Origin of the sequence: Sorangium sp. So ce176 (genome assembly GCF_051519835.1) — a bacterium.
Lineage (GTDB): Bacteria > Myxococcota_A > Polyangia > Polyangiales > Polyangiaceae > Sorangium > Sorangium cellulosum_G.
The window spans coordinates 9,845,762-9,863,143 of record NZ_CP150371.1 but is presented as its reverse complement, the minus strand read 5'-3'; the positions used below and the strand labels follow the sequence as shown (position 1 = coordinate 9,863,143).

Below are 17,382 nucleotides of genomic sequence, written 5' to 3'. Positions count from 1 at the left end.
TGAAGTACTCGCAGCCAAGGCTCTCGAGCGCGGCGGCCACGCGCAACGCCACATCGAGCGCGGAGACAACATCCGTCGAGCTGCTCATGACGTCACATGGCGTCGGCCGGCACGTGACCGAACAGCCGGCGCGCGCAGTCGTGCCCGTACAGTCTCACCGTGAGGCGAACGCGAAGCTCCTGTTCGTCCGCCCCTGGGTGGCGAGAACGGATGCTCGCGAGGGCGAGCTCACGGACCGCCTGGCTCAGCCGCATCGCAGCCTCGAGCCGCTTTTCCGGAGGCATGCGCCGGAGCAGCTCGTGGTAGCGTGCGTCCGCTTGCGGCGAGGTGTCGACCATCGACATACAGCATGAGTCTAGCAGAAACCGCTCGCACGGGAAGGGCTCGCCGCTGGTCCCTCGCGAGGCGGGGTGTCGTTCCGGCTGGGTGCCCTCCCTCGCCCCACGCTCGCTCCCGGCCGACGTCCGAGCTCCTTGCCAGATCCAGCGGAGCCGACCTCCCATTCTCCTGCCGTGCAGGAGCGCACACGTCGCTTGAAGTCGGCCTTGGATTACCCGCGAGCCCGTCGATGATCACGAAATCGACATGCTCACCGACGAGCGCTTCAACGACGCGCTGAACGTCGATCACCATGGGCCGACTTCGCTTCCTCGATGAACTCCAGTGCCTTCCGCATCCGCTCGACTCTCTCGGTGGGCGTCAGGCGCAGGTTCTCGGCGATGAGCGATGCATCAACGCCCGAGGGGACTCTTTCGAGTATCCGCTGATCCCAGCTCTTCTCGGCGCCGGAGGGTTCGGCCCCTGTTCGTTCGGCTTGGCGATCATGCATCGGCGTCGGGCGCCTGACCCACTGTACCAGGGTGGTGATCCCCGACGATAGCGAGCATGGCTCCGGAGGCCGGCCGGCTGTCGTCGCCCTGAGCGCGTACTCCCGTCGCAGTCCTCCCGCCTTGGACGTCGCAGCGGCCGAGTGGCTCCCACCGCCCGACCCCGCGAGCGCCTTTCTCGCGCGCCATCCAGGTCGAGGTCGCACGTCAGGCGCACGATGCCGGGCCCCCGGTGCGGACGCCGGCGCGCCGGCGGCGGGGCGCTGCGCGTGGCGAGGGCAACCTCGTGGACGGCGGCGTAGCGGCCGCTGGGGGTGACGATGACGTGGGCCTTGAGCGGGACGTGCAGTTCCTCGGAGAGGTGGCGCAGCTCCAGGGTCATGTCTTCGTCCTCGCGGGTCGGCGTCGGGTCGCCGCTGGGGTGGTTATGGGCCAGGACGAAGCTGTGGGCTGCCATGTCCAGCGCCGTGCGCAGGACGGTGGAGCGGCCGACATAGAGGGCGTCGTCGGAACCGCGGGCGAGCAGGCGCGCCTCGCGGACGCGGCCGTGGGTGTCGAGGGCGGCGATCCAGAGCTCCTCGTGGACGAGGGGAGCGAGCCTCGGGCCGAAGTACCGCGCCACGCGGGCGGCGTCGTTGAGGAGCGCGCCCCGGCGGGCGCGGGATGCGTAATAGCGGCGGCCGAGCTCGAAGGCGGCGGCGAGCCGGGTCGCGTCGAAGAGGGCGATCTGGGTGCGCTCGGCGAGGGCCGCGGGCGAGAGGCGGCCGAGGGAGGGGAGAGCGGTCGTGCCGAGGATGCGCGGGCCGACGCCGGGCAGGCCGAGCACCATCTCGAGGAGGGCGGCCTCGGTCGCGGTCGGGAGATCGGCCGCCGTCTCGGCGGGGGCGTCGACGGGGGCGCGGCTCATCGGGCTCATCGGGGCCACCTCCGAGAGCGGGTGAGGGCGCGGGCAAAGAGGCGGCGAGGTGCTCCTCCGGGGCCGGGCTCCAACCGAAGCGGGGTTGCGGCACTCGAGCCGGTGACGACCGACGAGGGGGCGTCAAATCCCTGCGGTACGCCGCATCGCGGTCGTGTGAGAGACGGCGATCCCGGGGGCGGGACGAACCCGGATCTTCACGACATCGTCAAGCAATCGCTTCCGCCCAAGGTCAACAGCAAATATCCCGGCGGTCCCGATCCAACGTCGTGCGCGGAGCCCCGCGCGCTCACGGCTTACATAAAGAAGTGGGAAAAGGACAACCGGGACGGCAAGCCGCTCGATCCGGACAACCCGCAGGATCACGCAGACATCCGGAAATGTCTCGGCTCGATCACAAGCATCAGCGCCCAGAACCCGGCGAACGGGAGCCAAGAGGCCGTCGACCGCGCCCCCTGCGCCAATTGCAGCCAGCTCCTCGCGAACTTGCACTCGAAGTGGGGTGGCCCTCGACCCGATACGATCCAAGAAGGCTACCCTGCGCTGACCGGGAAGAAGGGGGCGAAGAGGGGGATCGGCGAGCGCACGAACTTCTCGAGCCCGAAGGATCCGAACTGGCTCAAAGACCCACTTCCCGAGGGCGTGAGCTACCAGCGGCACGAAAACTACGGAAGACCGGTGTGATATGAGCGCGCAGGTGGCAGAGGAGCTGAACACCGTCCTGGAGAAGCTGTCGGAGCACGCGCGGCGCACGCTGACTGCCCTGGGCGTTCAGGTTGAGGAGGCCGGCCGCGTGGATGAATCAACGCTCCGCGAGGCCTTGCGCAGCAAGGGGCTCCCGGAGCTCGACGCCGCGCTTCAGTTCCATCGCGACGTCGGCGGACTCTCCGTGCCCGCGCTGTCGCTCACCTTCGCCACGGCTCGCCGACTGGCGCACGGGCCGACCAGGCGGACGCCCGACGGAGAGGCAGCGATCCCCGTCGGTCGCAGCGGAGGTGCGGCGTACTTCATCGATGCCCGCGGCGTGCTCTATCGGATGCGCGACGCGCCGCGAGACAAGGAGCTCACCCCGGTCGCGACGAACCCCTGGACGCTGCTCGAGAAGCTCGCCCTCCTCGCCAGCGTCGAGCCGCTGGCGAAAGGGGCGCTGCGCTTGCGATTCCGGCCGTACGTGGGCGCGGCGCTCGCGGGAGCGCTCGGGGCGGAGCCTGCCGTCGAGGCCACGGACAGCTTTCACCGCTTCTTCCGCCGCGGCTCGCTCGTCATCGCGGACGGACACCCGCTGCGGGACGAGGGGGAGCGCGACACGCTCGTGTGGACCCTTGCCCTGGAGGACGCGGTGGCTGCGCTGCGGGCCGCGGGCTCGGCGTGCGGAGCGCTCGGCGCGGAGCTCACGACGGCCGGCGCCGAGCTGCAGATCGAACCGCCGAGGAGCGCGCCGGTGGCGCCCTCACCCGAGGTGCTCCTCGAAGGCGGCGCGGTCGCGCTCCTCGCGGGCGCTGGGGAGGACGGCACCTCCGGCCATGTGTGGGCGCCGCCAGGGCCTCCGCGTCTGGAGCAAACACGGCTCTTCGCGGGCACGCTGCTGTCCTGGGAGACGGTCGACGCTCGGGGTGCACGCCTCCGCGATTTCACCGGCGCCGAGGACACGTTGCGCCCGCTGCTCACGCCGCGCGCCGTCCGTGGGCTCTTGCGGCTCGGCGCGCGCGTCGACCCCCGGCGCAAGGGCGAGCGGGCCTCGCTCGAGCACCTGCTCTCCTGCTGGGAGCTACCGGCGCACGAGGCGGCGCTCGACTTCGAAGAGCGCCTGGGCGGCCTTCGCTTCGCCAACGTGCAGTGGGGGCCGTTCGGCATCGTCGGCGCGTGGCCGGACCGGCCAGATGCGAAGGAGGCCGCGAGCGTGGACGAGGGCCAGCTCGTCCCGATCGGCGCCGAGATCTTGGGCAGCGTGAGCTACGCCGTCGACGCCGAGGGCACCGTGCACCTGGAGGACGAGCACCTGGAGCCCACGCCGATCGCCGTGTCCTGGCCGGTATGCCTCGAGCGCCTCGGCGCCGCCAGCGCGGACGAGGGCGAGCTCCCGTGCTCCTGCCAGATCAAGGCGCGTGTCGGCTCGGCGGTCGCGGCTGCGCTGGGTGCCGAGCCGGTGCCGGAGGGCACGGACCAGCATGCCTCGATGTGGTACCGCGACGGCGTCTCGGTGCTCGACGTCGCGGCGGATCCCTACGACAGCGAGCCACGGACGACGGTCGCTGCGCGCAACAAGGGAGACCTGGTGCTCGCCCTCCAGGTGGCGCTCCAGGTTGATTCCGACGCCGCCGTCGCGGTGTTCGGTGTGAAGGGAGATCCATCGCCGTCCGCGCCGGAGGAGCCCGTCGTGGTGCGCGCGCGGCTCTGGGGCGACACGTGGGACAAGACGGAGCGCGAGCTGTGCATCTACGGTGGGCCCGAGCGCTACCGCTTCGTCTGGCGCTGAAGTGCGTATTCCGACGGACGTGACGGCTCGTTCCGGAGCGACGTGACGGCCCAGTCCGGCGTGACGTGGACCGGAGCGTAGCGACGAGCGCGGTCAGGTCTTCGTCTCGGTCACCTCGGGAGCCACCGCCTTCTTCTTTCGCATCGACCCGCCGCGGAGTGTCACCACGTGCGCGTTGTGGACAACGCGGTCACAGATCGCGTCGGCGATACTCACCTCTCCGATGGCTTGGTGCCAACTTTTCGTCGGTATCTGCGAGGTGATCACCGTCGACGATGTATCGTATCTGTCCTCGAGGACCTCGAGCAGATCGCGCCTCTCGACATCGGTCATGGGCGCGAGCAGGAAGTCGTCGAGGACAAGCACCGCGACCTTGGCGAGGCGCGCGAGGGCGTTCGCGTAGGTCCCGTCGGCACGTGCGACCGCGAGCTGCTGGAGCAGGCGCGGCGTACGGATCACGAGGGCACGAAAGCCCTGCCTGCAGGCGGCCTGCGCGAGCGCGCCGCCGAGAAAGCTCTTGCCGGCTCCGGTCGCTCCCAACACGATCACGTTCTGCTTCGCTCGGACCCACTGGCAGGAGCCCAGCGACCGAGCGAAGGACCTGTCCACGCCACGCCCTGCGTCGCAAGAGAAGTCCTCCATGCACGCGCCCCCGGCACCCGCGCATCCTTCAGCAGGCGATGCAGCCGCTTGTTCTCGCGTGCGGTCCACTCGCGGTCGACGAGCAGCCCGATCATCTCCTCAGTGGACAGCGGCTCCGTCGGTGGCGCAGCCGCCCTCTCTCGCAGCATCGCCGCCATCGCATTCAGCCTCATCTCGACCAGCTTCTGTATCGTCTCTTCCAAGATCACTCCTCTGCTCCTTGTCGAAGTACTCGGCACCGCGGATGTTCTCGTGCGCCAGGGGCCCCCGGGGCGGCGGCTCGACCAGCGACGCGCGGTCGAGGCCGTTCTTCAGGATCGCGGTCACGCTCTTCGCGGTGGGGCTGCCGATGCGGAGCGCGCGGACGCATGCGGCGTCGACGCGCTCCCGCCCGTACTTGTCCGCGAGCCGGATCACGCCGAGGCACGTCCGGTACCCCGTCTCCGGGTGCGTGCGGCGGCTCATGATCGCTCGCGCGAGCTCACCGACGTTCGGGCCGATCGTCTCGGCCCATGCGATCACGCGCTCCGGCGGCCACTTGCCGTAGTCGCGATGGGCTCGGGGACGATGCTCGTCCACGATGACCGCCATCCCCTTCCGCCCGTAGCTGCGCGCGTGCGACGCGACGCGCACGCCGCCGTGGAACAGCTCCACGACCGACGCCGTCGCTCGGATGTCCACGCGCTCGCCGACCAGCGTGTACGGTGCGCTGTAGAGGCGGTCGTCGTAGGCAACGCAGTAGTCGATATTCACCTTGGCGTGCTTCCACTCGGCGAGCTCGTACCGCTGCGCCGGCAGCGGCCGCATCGCGGGCTTGTCGAGGCTCTCGAACGCCGTGCGCCGGCAGCCGTCGAGCCGCTGGAACGGCCGCGCGTTCAGCCGGTCGAGCAGCAACGCGATGGCGGCGTTGAGCTCGGCGAGGCTGAAGAAGCTCCGGTTTCGGAGCGAGGCGAGGATCCAGCGCTGCGCGATGAGCACGCCGCCCTCGACCTTCGCCTTGTCGCGTGGCTTCCGAGGCCGCGCCGGAATCACCGTCACGCCGTGGTGTTGCGCCATCTCGAGGTAGGTCGGATTGACGTCCGGCTCGTACCGATCCGGCCCGGAGACCGCGCTGCGGAGCTGGTCCGGGACGAGCACCTCGGGCACGCCGCCGAAGTACTCGAACATCCGCACCGTCGAGCCGACGAAGTCGGCGAGCTTCTGCGAGCGTGTCGCCTCGGCATAGGTGTAGTTGCTCGCGCCGAGCACCGCGACGAACAGCTCGATCTCGGTCACCTCGCCGGTCGTTCGCTCGACGAGGTGCGGCTTCCTACCCGAGTAGTCGATGAAGACCTTCTCGCCGGCGCGATGGACCTGGCGCATGACGACGCCGAGCTTCTTCTTCCAGCCCGCGTACAGGTCGCAGAACCGGCTGTACTCGTATGGCCTGAGCGGCGCCTGCGCCGCGCTTGCTTCCCGATACTCGAGCCAGAGCGTCTGCAGCGTGACGCACGGCTTCGACAGCTCGCGATGAACCCACGCGAAGTCGATGGGTACGCGCGCGGGCGGCTCGTTGCGGCCCACATCGCGGAACAGCTGCGATTCGACCTCCGCGTCCGTCATCTCTCGGGCGACCTCCCACGTCAGCCCGGCCTTCGCCGCCCGCGCCAGGTAGCCGCTCACCGTGCTCTCGCCGATGCACGCCGCCGCCGCGATCTCCGTTCGACTGCGCCGGCACTCGAACTTGAGCCTCAAAATCTCTCGAACCTTCCGCATCGATAGCCGCTCCGACATCGCGCTCATGTACGCGATGAGGCTGCGACCGCGAGCGCCGCGTACGGGCCGTCACCCCCGCCGGAACGGCCCGTCACGCCCCTCGGAACGAGCCGTCACGTGCGTCGGAACGAGCCGTCACGCGCGTCGGAACGAGCCGTCAGGTGTGTCGGAACACCCCGTCGGGTGGCCCGGAACGCCCCGTCACGTCCCCGCGGAACGAGCCGTCACGTGCGCTCGGAATCGGTCGTCACGTCGGCCCGGAATACGCAACGCGAGGATCACCGACAACTCCGACGCGGCAGCGCAGGTCGCCGGGCCGGGCGGCAGGGGCGACCCCGTCGGCCAGCCGGCGACGGTCGCCGTCGATGCCGCAGTCGGCGTCACGGCGGCAGCGGGCGGCTGCACCGCGCCCCGCGGGGGCCCACTCGGACGGTGTGCGCCGCCGCACGCGGCCAGCAGCGCGGCGATCGCGATCACGAGACGATCAGCTCCTCGGCCCAAGCTCGTAGGCATCCCGGGTGAACGCTCGACCTTCCTGCCCCCTTACAGTGCTTCACTGGGCACGTGCGGGCGACGACCGTGAAGATCCAGCTTCTGACTTCGTCCCGCAACGCCTGTGGCGCTGGCAGCCCTCGCTCACGGGGAAGTCGAGGCGCGCACCTTGCTGGCTTTGCTCTGGATTCAAAAGGCGCTCTGCTCGGAGCCCCCGTGGCGCGGGCGGCGAAGGCGACCTACCTGGCCGCGAGGCTCGCCACGGCCTGTGCGATACGCGGCGCTGCGTTGGGGCGGGCGTACATTCGCTCCATGTAAGAGATAAGTTTCGGGCAATCGCCCAGCAGCTTGGCCTCGTTTCCCCAGTCGAGCGTGTAGGCGAGCACGAAGTCGGCGACGGTGACGCCGTCGCCCACAACGAATTGGCGGCCCTGCATGTGCCCCTCGAGCACCGCGGCCATCTGTTTGAACTCGCGGCCGGCGAGGTCGACCTCGGCAGGCACGCGCAGCGCCTCGGGGTAGATCGACGTGTGCCTGACGATGCGCTGGAGCGGCTGCTCGAGTTCGGTCACGGTGAACAAAAGCCAGCGGTCGACCTCGGCCCGCTGCCGTAGATCGGTGGGCAAAAGGCGCTTTTGCGGGTACTTCTCCGCGAGATAGAGCGCGATCGCCACCGACTCGGTGACCACGAAGTCTCCGTCGACGAGCGCGGGCACCTTGCCGGCGGGGTTGATCTTGCGAAATTCGGGGCGGTGATGATCGCCCGCGCTGAGGTTGACTTCGATGGCTTCGAAGTCGACCCCCAGCTCCTGCAGCGTCCAGCGGGCACGAATTGATCGGGTCGGCGCAAATTCGTACAGTCTCATCGTCGGTGCTCCTGTCGAGGTGGGTGCCCCATGCTTCGAGGCACGTTCCCCTTGAGACCGGGGCGGCGGCGAAGACTCATCGGTCGCCCTCGTTTTTTTTTCGACACGGCCCTGCCCGCCCTCAGCCGGGCAGCAGCGCCGGCGCGCCGTAGCGCTCGAACTCGCCCGCCGGCAACAAGAAGACGTAGATGGCCGCCACCCCCCGGGCGCCCGTGAAAATGTTCAAGAACTTATCGAACAGTCCACCGGCTCGCGGAGCAGCCATACCGCCGGGCTTTGCTCCACACGTTCGCCGGCAAGCGTCGCAGCGCTGTCGAGGATCTCCGTCCACGGCGACTCTGCGTACCCGGCACGGTGGGCAAGGTCGGCGCCGAGCGCAGCGACAAGCAGGGCGTGCGCGGAGGGCACGTTGTAACCCGCTGCATAGAGCGGGTTGAGCTCGAGGACCACTGGCTGGCCGTCTCGAACGAAGGCCACGTCAGCCACGTAGTTCGCCGGGAGGTCAGCCGTGAGAAGAGCTGGGAGAAGGGCGCGAACCGCCCTCTGCACCACCTCGCTCCTCGCAGTGAGTTCATCGGAGAGGGGCCGGCGCACGTCGTCGGTGAGGGCCTCGAAGGGGCCGTGGTAGCTGGCCATGAGGAGACGGCCGTCCAACACCGTCAGCCGCACTTCGAAGGGCACCCGGATGGGGTTGCGGTCGCCGGGCGCGGTGGCGAGCTCGATGCGCTCAAGGTCGAGGTGCTCGCGCAATGCGAGGCCGCCGACATCGAGAGCGACACGCAGGCGGCGGATCACCTCGAAGACCGTGGCCTCGACGTCCGCTTGGTTGCTGCCGTAGTAGAGCTCGGGGTTGGCGGACTTGGCCGACGAGTGGGACACCAGCGTTCGTGAGCACCGAGTAGAATTGATCGAGCCCGAGGACCCGCTCCACATTGTCGGGGAGGTCGAGCACGCACGTGGCGCCGGCAGCAACCGCCCGAGCGACGACGGTTTTGTAGGCGGAGTGAGGGAGCATCGGCAGATCGACCCAGGACACACTGCCGCGGACCCCCTGCGGCGCGTCGAGCAAGGCCACATCGCAGACCGCGAGGTCCCAGCCATGAAGGCGGGCGAGCTGGGCCCAGAACGCATGGCGACGCCGGATCATGGCCACGTTGCGGGGGTCGGCCTGGGCATCGAAGGCACGGTCGAGGTCGGAGATGAGAGCGACGCGGGACACGGGTCAAGCATCGCACGTTTTCCCGGCTCAGGAGGACTCGGCGCCCTCGGTGACAGCGTCTTGATGAGGGCGTCGCCGGGTAACGTACGCTTGCCCCTCACGGCGCGATCCCTGGCCGTGAGCGGCAGAGCGTATTCCGTGGCGTCAGAGCGACTCGAGGTACGCCACGAGCTCGTCGAGCTCGGCCGGGGCGAGCGCGGAGACGTCGCCGTGGCGGCCGGCGTCGCTGGCCGCCTGCGTCCGCCATGGCGCCGCCACCCCCTGAGCTGGAGCTCTGCTCGCATTTCCCCGGCGTTTCGTGCCGGCATGGGGCGTGCTCGAGGCCGAGCGTCATGCCGACGCTCGAGCACAACGCCCTCGTCGAGATGTTCCGCGAACGCCCGGAGCTCGCGCCCCGCTTGCTCGCGACGCTCTTCCACGTCGAGGTGCCGCCGCACGCCTCGGTCGCGGTTGTCGAGTCGTCGCTCGACCAGCTCATCCCGGTGGAGTTCCGCGCCGATCTGGTGCTCGAGCTTCGAGACGAGATCGACGCGCTCGTGCTGGCGATCGTCATCGAGGTGCAGCGCGACGTGGACCCGGACAAGAAGTACTCGTGGCCGGCGTACGTCGCGGTCGTGCGCGCCAGGAAGCGCTGTGGCACGATCGTCCTCGTTGTCGCGCCGGACGCCGGTGTGGCTGCCTGGGCCGCGGAGAACATCGACCTCGGCCTGAGCCGCGGCAACGTCGAGCCGCTGGTGCTCGGTCCAACCGTCGTTCCCGAGATCACCGACCCGGCCGACGCGGAGAAGGAGACGGAGCTCGCGGTGCTGTCGGCGGTGGCGCACGGCAACGGGCCGAGCGGGCTGACGGTGGTCCAGGCGGCGCTCGCCAGCCTCGGCCGGCTCGACCAGGAGCACGCGATGGTCTACTTTCAGCTCATCTGGAACGGGTTGCGTGAGCCGATGAGGCAGGCTCTGGAGGCATTGGTCATGGAACGGCAGATCGAAGGCGAGGCGACGTTTCCCCCGTTCGTGCAGAAGCTCATCGATCGCGGCAAGCTCGAGGGCATCCGTGAGGGCGAGCTCAAGGGGATGCGAGAGGGCATGCGAGAGGGCAAGAGGGACACGCTGCTGCGGCTGCTCGCGCGTGCAGGGATCGTGCTCACCGAGAACGAGAGCGCGCGCATCCAGGCATGCACGGACGTCGCGACCCTCGACCGCTGGATCGAGAACGTCCTCGGCGCGAAGACGGCCACCGAAGTGCTCTCCTGACCATGGACGGACGCGGCCCGACAGGGCGATGAATCAAACGGTCTTTGCCGGCTGGCGATCGGCGGGACGTTGCGCGGGCGCGGGCGAGCTCCACGCCAGCGATCCAGGAAACCGGCGCATCGCCACGGCGACGCCGTCCTCGCCCGCGATCATCTCGCCCTGGTCGTCTCAGCCGATGCCGCCCTTGCCTGGCGGCCCCAGCCTGGAGGTGACGCCCTCGACGGTGAGCCGGTCCTCGTCGAGGTGGGCGATACCGATCGAGTCGCCGCCGCGCCCCGGGCCGCCATCGCCGCCGTGAGCGGCGGAGCTTCTTCGGTGGCGTCAGAGCGACTCGAGGTACGCCACGAGCTCGTCGAGCTCGGCCGGGGCGAGCGCGGAGACGTCGCCGTGGCGGTCGCCGCCGCAGGCCGGGTCGAACCTGTCGCGGAGCGTCGTCGGCCTTCGTCCAGTGTAGCGCCCGGACGGTCCTGCGCCGGTCTCCCCGGTCTCCTTGACAAGTTGGGGCAGCCTTCGGATACGCTATCTTTCCACGATGCGTGAGGGCGGTACGGGGGGGCGGGATTGGAGTTCAAGACGCTCCACGCGACAGCGCCCATCAGCGGTCGAGAGGATTGATCACGCCGAGAGGCCCGCGGTCGACGATGTGGGTGTAGGCCACGGTGGTCCGCACATCCTTTTGACCGAGCCATGTCTGAATCGTCTGGATGTCGGTGCTCGCCTCGAGCAGGTGGGTCGCGGAGCTGCGGCGGAGGGGTTGGCATGTCGCGCGCCTGGTGAGCCTTGCCGCCCGTCCGGCATCGTGCACGGCCCATTGCACCGCCGATTCGTGCAGGTGGTAGAGGTCCTGTCGACCCGTCGCAGGATCGGTGCAAGGGCGAGAGGCGAGGGAGAGATACTGCCAGGCGAGGCTCGTGGCTGCTCTTGGCATCTTCGCTCGCAGAGCGTGGGGCAGGTCGACCTCGCCGTGGCCAGCCGCGAGCTCCTTCTTGTGCCGTCGGGCCACGGCGTCGCGCTGGACCTTGCAGCTCGTCGCGCGTTGGAGCGGGGACCCGGATGACCACACTCAACGCACGGGCCGGTGAAGCGCTCGCCGTCCCGGAGATGGACGCCTACGTGGTCGTGCTCGCATCGTCGACCGATGGCGAGGGTGAGCGGATTGAGGTTCAACGTCGGCTCGACCCGTTCGATGACCAGGACCGAGAGCTGGGGCAGGACACGTACTCCATCTCGACTCACACGGGCGCCACGACCTACTCTAGGATCGAGGCGTGCCGGCTTCGAGGGAGCATTCTCGAACTGACGCTCTCCGCCGCCGCTGCCAATGAGCTCGGTGTCGACCAGGAGGTCAACGTCACTCTCGACCTGGCCGACGAGGTGATCGCCCGGCTCTGGGACGGACTGCTGAAGATCTTCGAGCACGATCGGAACCGACCGAAGGTCCTCCGGCGTGAAGAGGGCGCCGGCTAACGAATCATTGCGTATGCGCTCCCGGAGTCGTGAGGGGAGGCGGCGCCGAGATCGAGGTGCCGGCAGCCTCGATCGACGAGGCGACGGTCGAGAGCGACCCGGAGTGGCGGATCGATCCAAAGCCGCGGTTCATCTATCCAGACCTGGTGATCTCCGTGCCGGTGCCCGAGAAGCGACTGGTGGTCGTCATCGAGAACAAGATCGACGCCCGCGACCATGAGGGGCAGAGCCACGCGTATCGCGAATACGCCGGGTGCCATGGGGGGAGCTGTGGCCGCCTCGTCCGCCATGGCGCCGCCACCCCCTGCGCTGGAGCTCTGCTCGCATTTTCCCGGCGTTTCGTGCCGGCATGGGGCGTGCTCGAGGCCGAGCGTCATGCCGATGCTCGAGCACAACGCCCTCGTCGAGATGTTCCGCGAACGCCCGGAGCTCGCGCCCCGCTTGCTCGCGACGCTCCTCCACGTCGACGTGCCGCCGCACGCGGCGGTCGCGGTTGTCGAGTCGTCGCTCGACCAGCTCATGCCAGTGGAGTTCCGCGCCGATCTGGTGCTCGAGCTTCGAGACGAGCGCGAAGCGCTGGTGCTGGCGATCGTCCTCGAGGTGCAGCGCGACGTGGACCCGGACAAGAAGTTCTCATGGCCGACGTACGTCGCGGTCGTGCGCGCCAGGAAGCGCTGTGGCGCGATCGTCCTCGTTGTCGCGCCGGACGCGGGCGTGGCTGCCTGGGCCGCGGAGAACATCGACCTCGGCCTGGGCCGCGGCAACGTCGAGCCGCTGGTGCTCGGTCCGGCGGTGGTCCCCGAGATCACCGACCCGGCCGACGCGGAGAAGGAGACGGAGCTCGCGGTGCTGTCGGCGGTGGCGCACGGCAACGGGCCGAGCGGGCTGACGGTGGTCCAGGCGGCGCTCGCCGGCCTCGGCCGGCTCGACCAGGCGCACGCCATGGTTTACTTTCAGCTCATCTGGAACGGGTTGCGTGAACCGATGAGGCAGGCTCTGGAGGCATTGGTCATGGAACGGCAGATCGAAGGCGAGGCGACCTTTCCCCCGTTCGTGCAGAAGCTCATCGATCGCGGCATCCGCGAGGGCGAGCTCAAGGGCATGCGTGAGGGCCGGCTCGAGGGCATGCGAGAGGGCAGGATCGAGGGCAAGAGGGACACGCTGCTGCGGCTGCTCGCGCGCGCAGGGATCGGGCTCACCGAGAACGAGAGCGCGCGCATCCAGGCATGCACGGACGTCGCGACCCTCGACCGCTGGATCGAGAACGTCCTCGGCGCGAAGACGGCCACCGAAGTGCTCTCCTGACCATGGACGGATGCGGCCCGACAGGGCGATGAATCAAACGGTCTTTGCCGGCTGGCGATCGGCGGGACGTTGCGCGGGCGCGGCTGGCAACTTGGTCTTGCCGATGGACAGGATGTCTATGTGTGCACGTGCGACGGAACATCCGTGGAGGTTGCGGCGCATCATGAGCTTCCTGCCTCGCTCGAGGTCGCGCTGGTCGTTCATGAACGTGAGCTTCTGATTGCAATCGACACGCAATCCAAGCAAGGAGTTGTGTCTGCGTGGCGTATCGGGCTCCAGCGGTCGCCATCGCTGTCCTGGCTGACAAGCGCATGAAGCCGGCGGCTCGGTTCTCGGAACAGGGCATCGCCGCTGGGCGCCGTGGCGCGTCGAAGGCCCAGCAGTCATATGGCGCCCGGCTGTCTTGCCACCCGGCGCGCTGCGGTGCTATTTTCTGAGCTGCGGCTCATGCGCAGCCGTCAGGCCGACCTGCGTGACCGCTTCCTGCGCGCTTCTATGGACCTGATTCAGCTGGCTGACGCCCTGACCGCATGCGCTGTCGCGGATCCCTGGGCGTTCGACGGCGGCGAGTTCCTGGAGACGCTCTCCAGGATCGAGATGACGGCCGGCATTCTTCAGCCGCCGTTTTCCACGGAGCTCGAGCTGAACGATCGCTTCATCGTCGTCGATCACGAGGCCCATGTGCCAGCGTCCTCTGTCCGGGGCTTCGCCGATCGTGCGGCGCTTGAAGCGTTCATCCTTGGCCCCGCGGGTCTGACGAATCCGTTCACGACCTTCTGCGTCGCCTTTGTGGACGGCAGCTGCTGCCCGTTTCGGCTGCTCTACGTCGATGGCGCACGAGATGTCGAGTTCAGCAAAGCCGCGCAGCTGGAGCGCGACCCCTCTGGGCATGAGTATCCGGAGCTCCGGCTCGAATGGTCGCCGACCGCGCAACGTCGCTCGTGACGCCCCCGTGCAGAAAGAGGCCCGGAGGCGGCCTGACTGGCTAGAGCGCCGATCAGCTTGAAATACCCAGGAATGAAGAGATTTGAACCACAGAGGCACAGAGGGCACAGAGGAAGAAGGGAAAATAAATTATCTTTCTTTTCTCTTCCTCTGTGCCCTCTGTGCCTCTGTGGTTCGTTTTCTCGGGGTTTCAACCCGTTTGTCGCTCTAGAGGATTTCGTCGACGCTCACGCCGAGTCGCTCGGCGTATAGGCCAAGGGTGCGCTGCCACGCCGGGCGGATCATGTCGTCCTCCGATCGGTGGCGGGATCCACCGGCCCACTCCGGAGCCTGCCATGCCGCGGACGGCGGCGCGAGCTCCAGCGCCAGACCGCGCGCGAGAGCCTCCTTCTTCGTCAAGCGGCTCCGAGCATCGCGGTGCCAAGGTCGTTGGTCCGCTGGTCACCTCAATGACAGGCCCGCTTGAGCCCGCTGTACGTGATGCGTTGCTGGCAGAGGAGGTTGCAGCTGCCGACCGGGCCTGGCTCACCGCACGCAACCTCCACCAGGTACACATTGGACGCGTCCTGGCACGGCCCGCCGGTCTCGCAGCGGACCGCGGGGATCTGCGGGTCCTCATGACCGCTGCAGTCATAATCGAAGCCGCCTCCGGGGCGGATGGGCGTGTCATGGAACGTGTTGGGCTGGTCGGGGTGGACCTGCGCATGGTCGTCGTCGCAATCGGTGCCGCCGTCGCACGCGATCGACGGATAGCCGTCCCCGTCCGCGTCGCAGTCGACGATCCCGCCGCCGCTCCCGCCCGAGCCCGAGGTCACCTCGCTGCTCGCGCCGCCGCCCGACGTCGAGCTCGCCCCGCCGCTCCCGCCGCCGCCGGAGGCCGCCGCGCCCCCGCCGCCGCCCGCCGCGTCGGACGACGCGGCGCCGCCCGCGCCACCACCACCACCCGAGCTCGCCGGCTCGGTGAAGACGGCGTCGGGGAAGCTGCACCCCGCGCTCAGCACGGCAGTCGCGGCGGGCAGGGCGACGAGCGCGAAACATCGATGAGGTAAGGGCATCCCTGCATGGTCGGCACGGTTCCCTCCCGCGTCAATCGCCCGTCGAGATGTGCAGTGCGGCTGTCCGATCTCGGCCCTTCACGCTTCGTGGGGAAGTGTCGCAGGTGCTCTGCTCGACGCGCCGGGGCCCCACGGTGGATGGTGGACGACCGTTCGGCCTCACGATGACGGGTGGCCGCCGGCCAGGCGCGCGGCAGGTCGTGGAGCCTGTCCCACGGCCCCTGTCGACGCCGAGCGCGTCTCCACGCCCACGGTCGCTGTGTCCCGACGGCGACGGTCCGGGTGCGCGGATCATGAAAGAGACGGCGCCGACGGGATGCGGCGCACGGCACGCCGATTGCCGACGCGCGCCGCAGCATGAACGGCGGCGAGCGCTTGCGAGGGAGTCCAGCTCCGGGGGTGTTCGGCCCGCGTCTGGGCCGGCAGCTGGTCGTTGCTGGGCTCAGCCTGTGCGCGTGCGGGCCGGCGACGAACGCAGCTTCGCAGAGCCCACGTGAAGCCAGAGCGCCCGGGCCGGCGGACGTCGCCGCTCCGGGCGCGGCTGTGCCTGGGGCAGGGAGAGCGCCGCCCCTCGATGCGGCCGTGGCTGTCACGCCGCCTCGCGGCGCGGCTGCGGTCCCCTCGCTTGCATGGCGGCTTGGCGAGTACGCCGTGCGCCCCGAGCCGCTCACACCGGCGCGCACGGAAGCCGAGCTCGGCTGCGAGACCATGGCCGCGGACGCTGCGAGTCCGCCGCTCTGGGTGATCGAGGTGCCGAAGCCCGTGCGGCTGTGGGCCAGCACGGGGCCGTTCCCGTCGCCGGAGCTGGCGACGACGCGCGCGCTGATCGGCGTGCAGGCGATGTCCGGTGCCGGCCCGGGGGACATGCTGGCGTGCGGCCCGGCGCTGTCGGTGGACCTCGCGCCGGGCAGGTACGCCCTGCGGGGTCGGGTCCGCTCGGCGCAGTACACCGAGTCAGGCGTGGCCCCAGGCATCGATGGATTCGCGTACAGGATCAGCGACCTGGCCGATAGCTCCTGCCCGAAGGACCTCGCGACCCGCGGTATCCACGACTGGGACGGTCAATTCCCGTTCACGGTCGACACCGATCTGGACCTGAACGCCGACGGCCACCGCGAGCTCCGTGTCGAGTACCAGATGGGTTTCACGAACCCCGGTACGCGGCTGCTCGTGAACGAAGCGTACCCGCGCTGCCTGCGGGTCGTGGCCGACGTGCCTGCGCTGCTGCGCCCGCTCCCGACGAGGACACACGGCTTCTCGGATCTACGTCTCGCCTTCTGGCGGATCCATCCCGTGGACAGCTTCGGCGGGCGCATGGTGATCGAGCACGACGGCAGGTACAACGCCTCGACGTCGGCCTACGACGTGGGCCGATTCGTCCGCTGTCGCGACGGCCTTCCAGGCGAATCGCCCGCGGCGGACCGCGAGCGCGAGCGGCTGTGCGAGCGGTGGTTGAAGAGCAACGACGGCAGCGCCGCGCCCTACGAGCTCGTCGAGCGCTGGCTCGGCGTGCCGGCGTATCGGGACAGGCTGGAGATGCCGACCGAGCTCGCAGGGACGCAGGCGACAGCGCTGCTGCGAGCGCTCGACGCCGAGCGGGTCCGCTGGCAGTACGGCGCCGTCCGCGCGTGCGAGCCCCGCGCCGGGGAGCGCGCGTGGGTCTTCGGGCTCGAGCTCCACGCGGAGCACGACCCACCGGGGGCGTGGAGCCGAGAGGCCTTCGTCGTCGTGCGGCAGCCCCGCGGGCAGCCCGCCCGCGTGAGCGCGGTGCTCGACGCCTCGCCGTGCCCGGTGGCCGATGTGCCGAGCGACCTCGAGTCGTTCGTCGACGCCTGGCTCGAGAAGCCCTGGAGCGAAGCCAGGTCCGCGGCGAGCGGCTCGCCCGGGCTGAGAGCGCAGCACCTTCGCCTGCAGCGCGCTCGCGCCGCGGAGCGCATCGACCTCGCCGACGTGTCCGGCTGCGCCGCGCCGCCGCACGCTCCCGCGTGGCTGTGGACCGCGCAGAGGAGGGCGCCGCCGGCGCTCGCCGAGCACATGAGCAGCACGCCCACCTACCTCGTCATCAGGCGATCTGCCCGAGGCTTCGTGGTGGACAGCAGCACGGAAGTCCGCCCGCCGCACTGTTCGTTCTAGCTGGAGGCGCGCTCACCGCCTCGCGGTGGACGGG

At 69.5% G+C, this 17,382-nt stretch carries 15 protein-coding genes and 3 pseudogenes; 8 read left to right on the top strand and 10 right to left on the bottom strand.

Annotation, left to right across the window (positions count from 1 at the left end; all coding sequences use genetic code 11):
• Window positions 1-92 precede the first annotated feature (92 nt).
• Together WMF42_RS37320 and WMF42_RS37315 are read right to left on the bottom strand one after the other, a co-directional pair.
• On the bottom strand, window positions 93-344 hold the full coding sequence (locus tag WMF42_RS37320) for a hypothetical protein (RefSeq protein WP_061607917.1): 252 nt from the start codon (window positions 342-344) through the stop codon (window positions 93-95).
• A 766-nt stretch (window positions 345-1,110) separates the two neighbouring features.
• A pseudogene (locus tag WMF42_RS37315) lies at window positions 1,111-1,734 on the bottom strand (JAB domain-containing protein); the annotation flags it as partial.
• A 111-nt stretch (window positions 1,735-1,845) separates the two neighbouring features.
• Here WMF42_RS37315 and WMF42_RS37310 point away from each other — a divergent pair.
• Both WMF42_RS37310 and WMF42_RS37305 read left to right on the top strand, forming a co-directional pair.
• Window positions 1,846-2,427: a YwqJ-related putative deaminase gene (locus tag WMF42_RS37310; RefSeq protein WP_437687916.1), complete on the top strand. Its 582-nt coding sequence runs from the start codon at window positions 1,846-1,848 to the stop codon at window positions 2,425-2,427.
• Window position 2,428: 1 nt separating this feature from the next.
• The gene (locus WMF42_RS37305) at window positions 2,429-4,219 is read left to right on the top strand and encodes a hypothetical protein (RefSeq protein ID WP_437687914.1); all 1,791 of its coding nucleotides are present in this window, start codon (window positions 2,429-2,431) and stop codon (window positions 4,217-4,219) included.
• 93 nt (window positions 4,220-4,312) lie between these two features.
• Here the strand turns inward: WMF42_RS37305 and WMF42_RS37300 are convergent, their stop codons facing one another.
• The 4 genes and pseudogenes from WMF42_RS37300 to WMF42_RS37285 all read right to left on the bottom strand — a co-directional run bounded on the left by WMF42_RS37300 (window position 4,313) and on the right by WMF42_RS37285 (window position 8,853).
• Window positions 4,313-4,861 carry an ATP-binding protein gene (locus WMF42_RS37300; RefSeq protein ID WP_437687912.1) on the bottom strand — a complete coding sequence of 183 codons (549 nt, stop codon included), beginning with the start codon at window positions 4,859-4,861 and terminating at the stop codon, window positions 4,313-4,315.
• A gap of 222 nt (window positions 4,862-5,083) precedes the next feature.
• Window positions 5,084-6,616: pseudogene (gene istA, locus WMF42_RS37295) on the bottom strand (IS21 family transposase); the annotation flags it as partial.
• Between the two features lie 731 nt (window positions 6,617-7,347).
• Complete coding sequence (locus WMF42_RS37290; protein ID WP_437687910.1) at window positions 7,348-7,974, bottom strand: glutathione S-transferase family protein; 627 nt, start codon at window positions 7,972-7,974, stop codon at window positions 7,348-7,350.
• A 222-nt stretch (window positions 7,975-8,196) separates the two neighbouring features.
• Window positions 8,197-8,853: an ATP-grasp domain-containing protein gene (locus WMF42_RS37285; protein WP_061607913.1), complete on the bottom strand. Its 657-nt coding sequence runs from the start codon at window positions 8,851-8,853 to the stop codon at window positions 8,197-8,199.
• Between the two features lie 672 nt (window positions 8,854-9,525).
• On the opposite strand from WMF42_RS37285, the gene WMF42_RS37280 reads away from it, so the two are divergent.
• The gene (locus WMF42_RS37280; RefSeq protein ID WP_437687908.1) at window positions 9,526-10,443 is read left to right on the top strand and encodes a hypothetical protein; all 918 of its coding nucleotides are present in this window, start codon (window positions 9,526-9,528) and stop codon (window positions 10,441-10,443) included.
• 595 nt (window positions 10,444-11,038) lie between these two features.
• On the opposite strand, the gene WMF42_RS37275 is transcribed toward WMF42_RS37280, so the two are convergent.
• Window positions 11,039-11,446 carry a tyrosine-type recombinase/integrase gene (locus tag WMF42_RS37275; protein ID WP_437687906.1) on the bottom strand — a complete coding sequence of 136 codons (408 nt, stop codon included), beginning with the start codon at window positions 11,444-11,446 and terminating at the stop codon, window positions 11,039-11,041.
• 50 nt (window positions 11,447-11,496) lie between these two features.
• Here WMF42_RS37275 and WMF42_RS37270 point away from each other — a divergent pair, with 50 nt between their 5' ends.
• The 3 genes and pseudogenes from WMF42_RS37270 (at window position 11,497) to WMF42_RS37260 (ending at window position 13,215) form a co-directional block, all read left to right on the top strand.
• A complete protein-coding gene (locus WMF42_RS37270; protein WP_437687904.1) occupies window positions 11,497-11,910 on the top strand; it encodes an Imm10 family immunity protein in 414 nt (137 codons plus the stop codon).
• 29 nt (window positions 11,911-11,939) lie between these two features.
• Window positions 11,940-12,149 (top strand): annotated as a pseudogene (locus WMF42_RS37265) (PD-(D/E)XK nuclease family protein); the annotation flags it as partial.
• Between the two features lie 136 nt (window positions 12,150-12,285).
• The gene (locus WMF42_RS37260; RefSeq protein WP_437687902.1) at window positions 12,286-13,215 is read left to right on the top strand and encodes a hypothetical protein; all 930 of its coding nucleotides are present in this window, start codon (window positions 12,286-12,288) and stop codon (window positions 13,213-13,215) included.
• Window positions 13,216-13,248: 33 nt separating this feature from the next.
• On the opposite strand, the gene WMF42_RS37255 is transcribed toward WMF42_RS37260, so the two are convergent.
• Complete coding sequence (locus tag WMF42_RS37255; RefSeq protein ID WP_434043372.1) at window positions 13,249-13,419, bottom strand: hypothetical protein; 171 nt, start codon at window positions 13,417-13,419, stop codon at window positions 13,249-13,251.
• Window positions 13,420-13,662: 243 nt separating this feature from the next.
• On the opposite strand from WMF42_RS37255, the gene WMF42_RS37250 reads away from it, so the two are divergent.
• Window positions 13,663-14,160 carry a hypothetical protein gene (locus tag WMF42_RS37250; RefSeq protein ID WP_437687899.1) on the top strand — a complete coding sequence of 166 codons (498 nt, stop codon included), beginning with the start codon at window positions 13,663-13,665 and terminating at the stop codon, window positions 14,158-14,160.
• A 207-nt stretch (window positions 14,161-14,367) separates the two neighbouring features.
• On the opposite strand, the gene WMF42_RS37245 is transcribed toward WMF42_RS37250, so the two are convergent.
• Both WMF42_RS37245 and WMF42_RS37240 read right to left on the bottom strand, forming a co-directional pair.
• Complete coding sequence (locus WMF42_RS37245) at window positions 14,368-14,559, bottom strand: hypothetical protein (RefSeq protein ID WP_061609060.1); 192 nt, start codon at window positions 14,557-14,559, stop codon at window positions 14,368-14,370.
• Window positions 14,560-14,606: 47 nt separating this feature from the next.
• Window positions 14,607-15,215 (bottom strand): hypothetical protein, encoded by a 609-nt coding sequence (locus WMF42_RS37240; RefSeq protein WP_437687897.1) that lies wholly within the window; start codon window positions 15,213-15,215, stop codon window positions 14,607-14,609.
• Between the two features lie 708 nt (window positions 15,216-15,923).
• Here WMF42_RS37240 and WMF42_RS37235 point away from each other — a divergent pair.
• Window positions 15,924-17,348, top strand: a complete 1,425-nt coding sequence (locus WMF42_RS37235; RefSeq protein ID WP_437687896.1) for a hypothetical protein — start codon at window positions 15,924-15,926, stop codon at window positions 17,346-17,348.
• Window positions 17,349-17,382 lie beyond the last annotated feature (34 nt).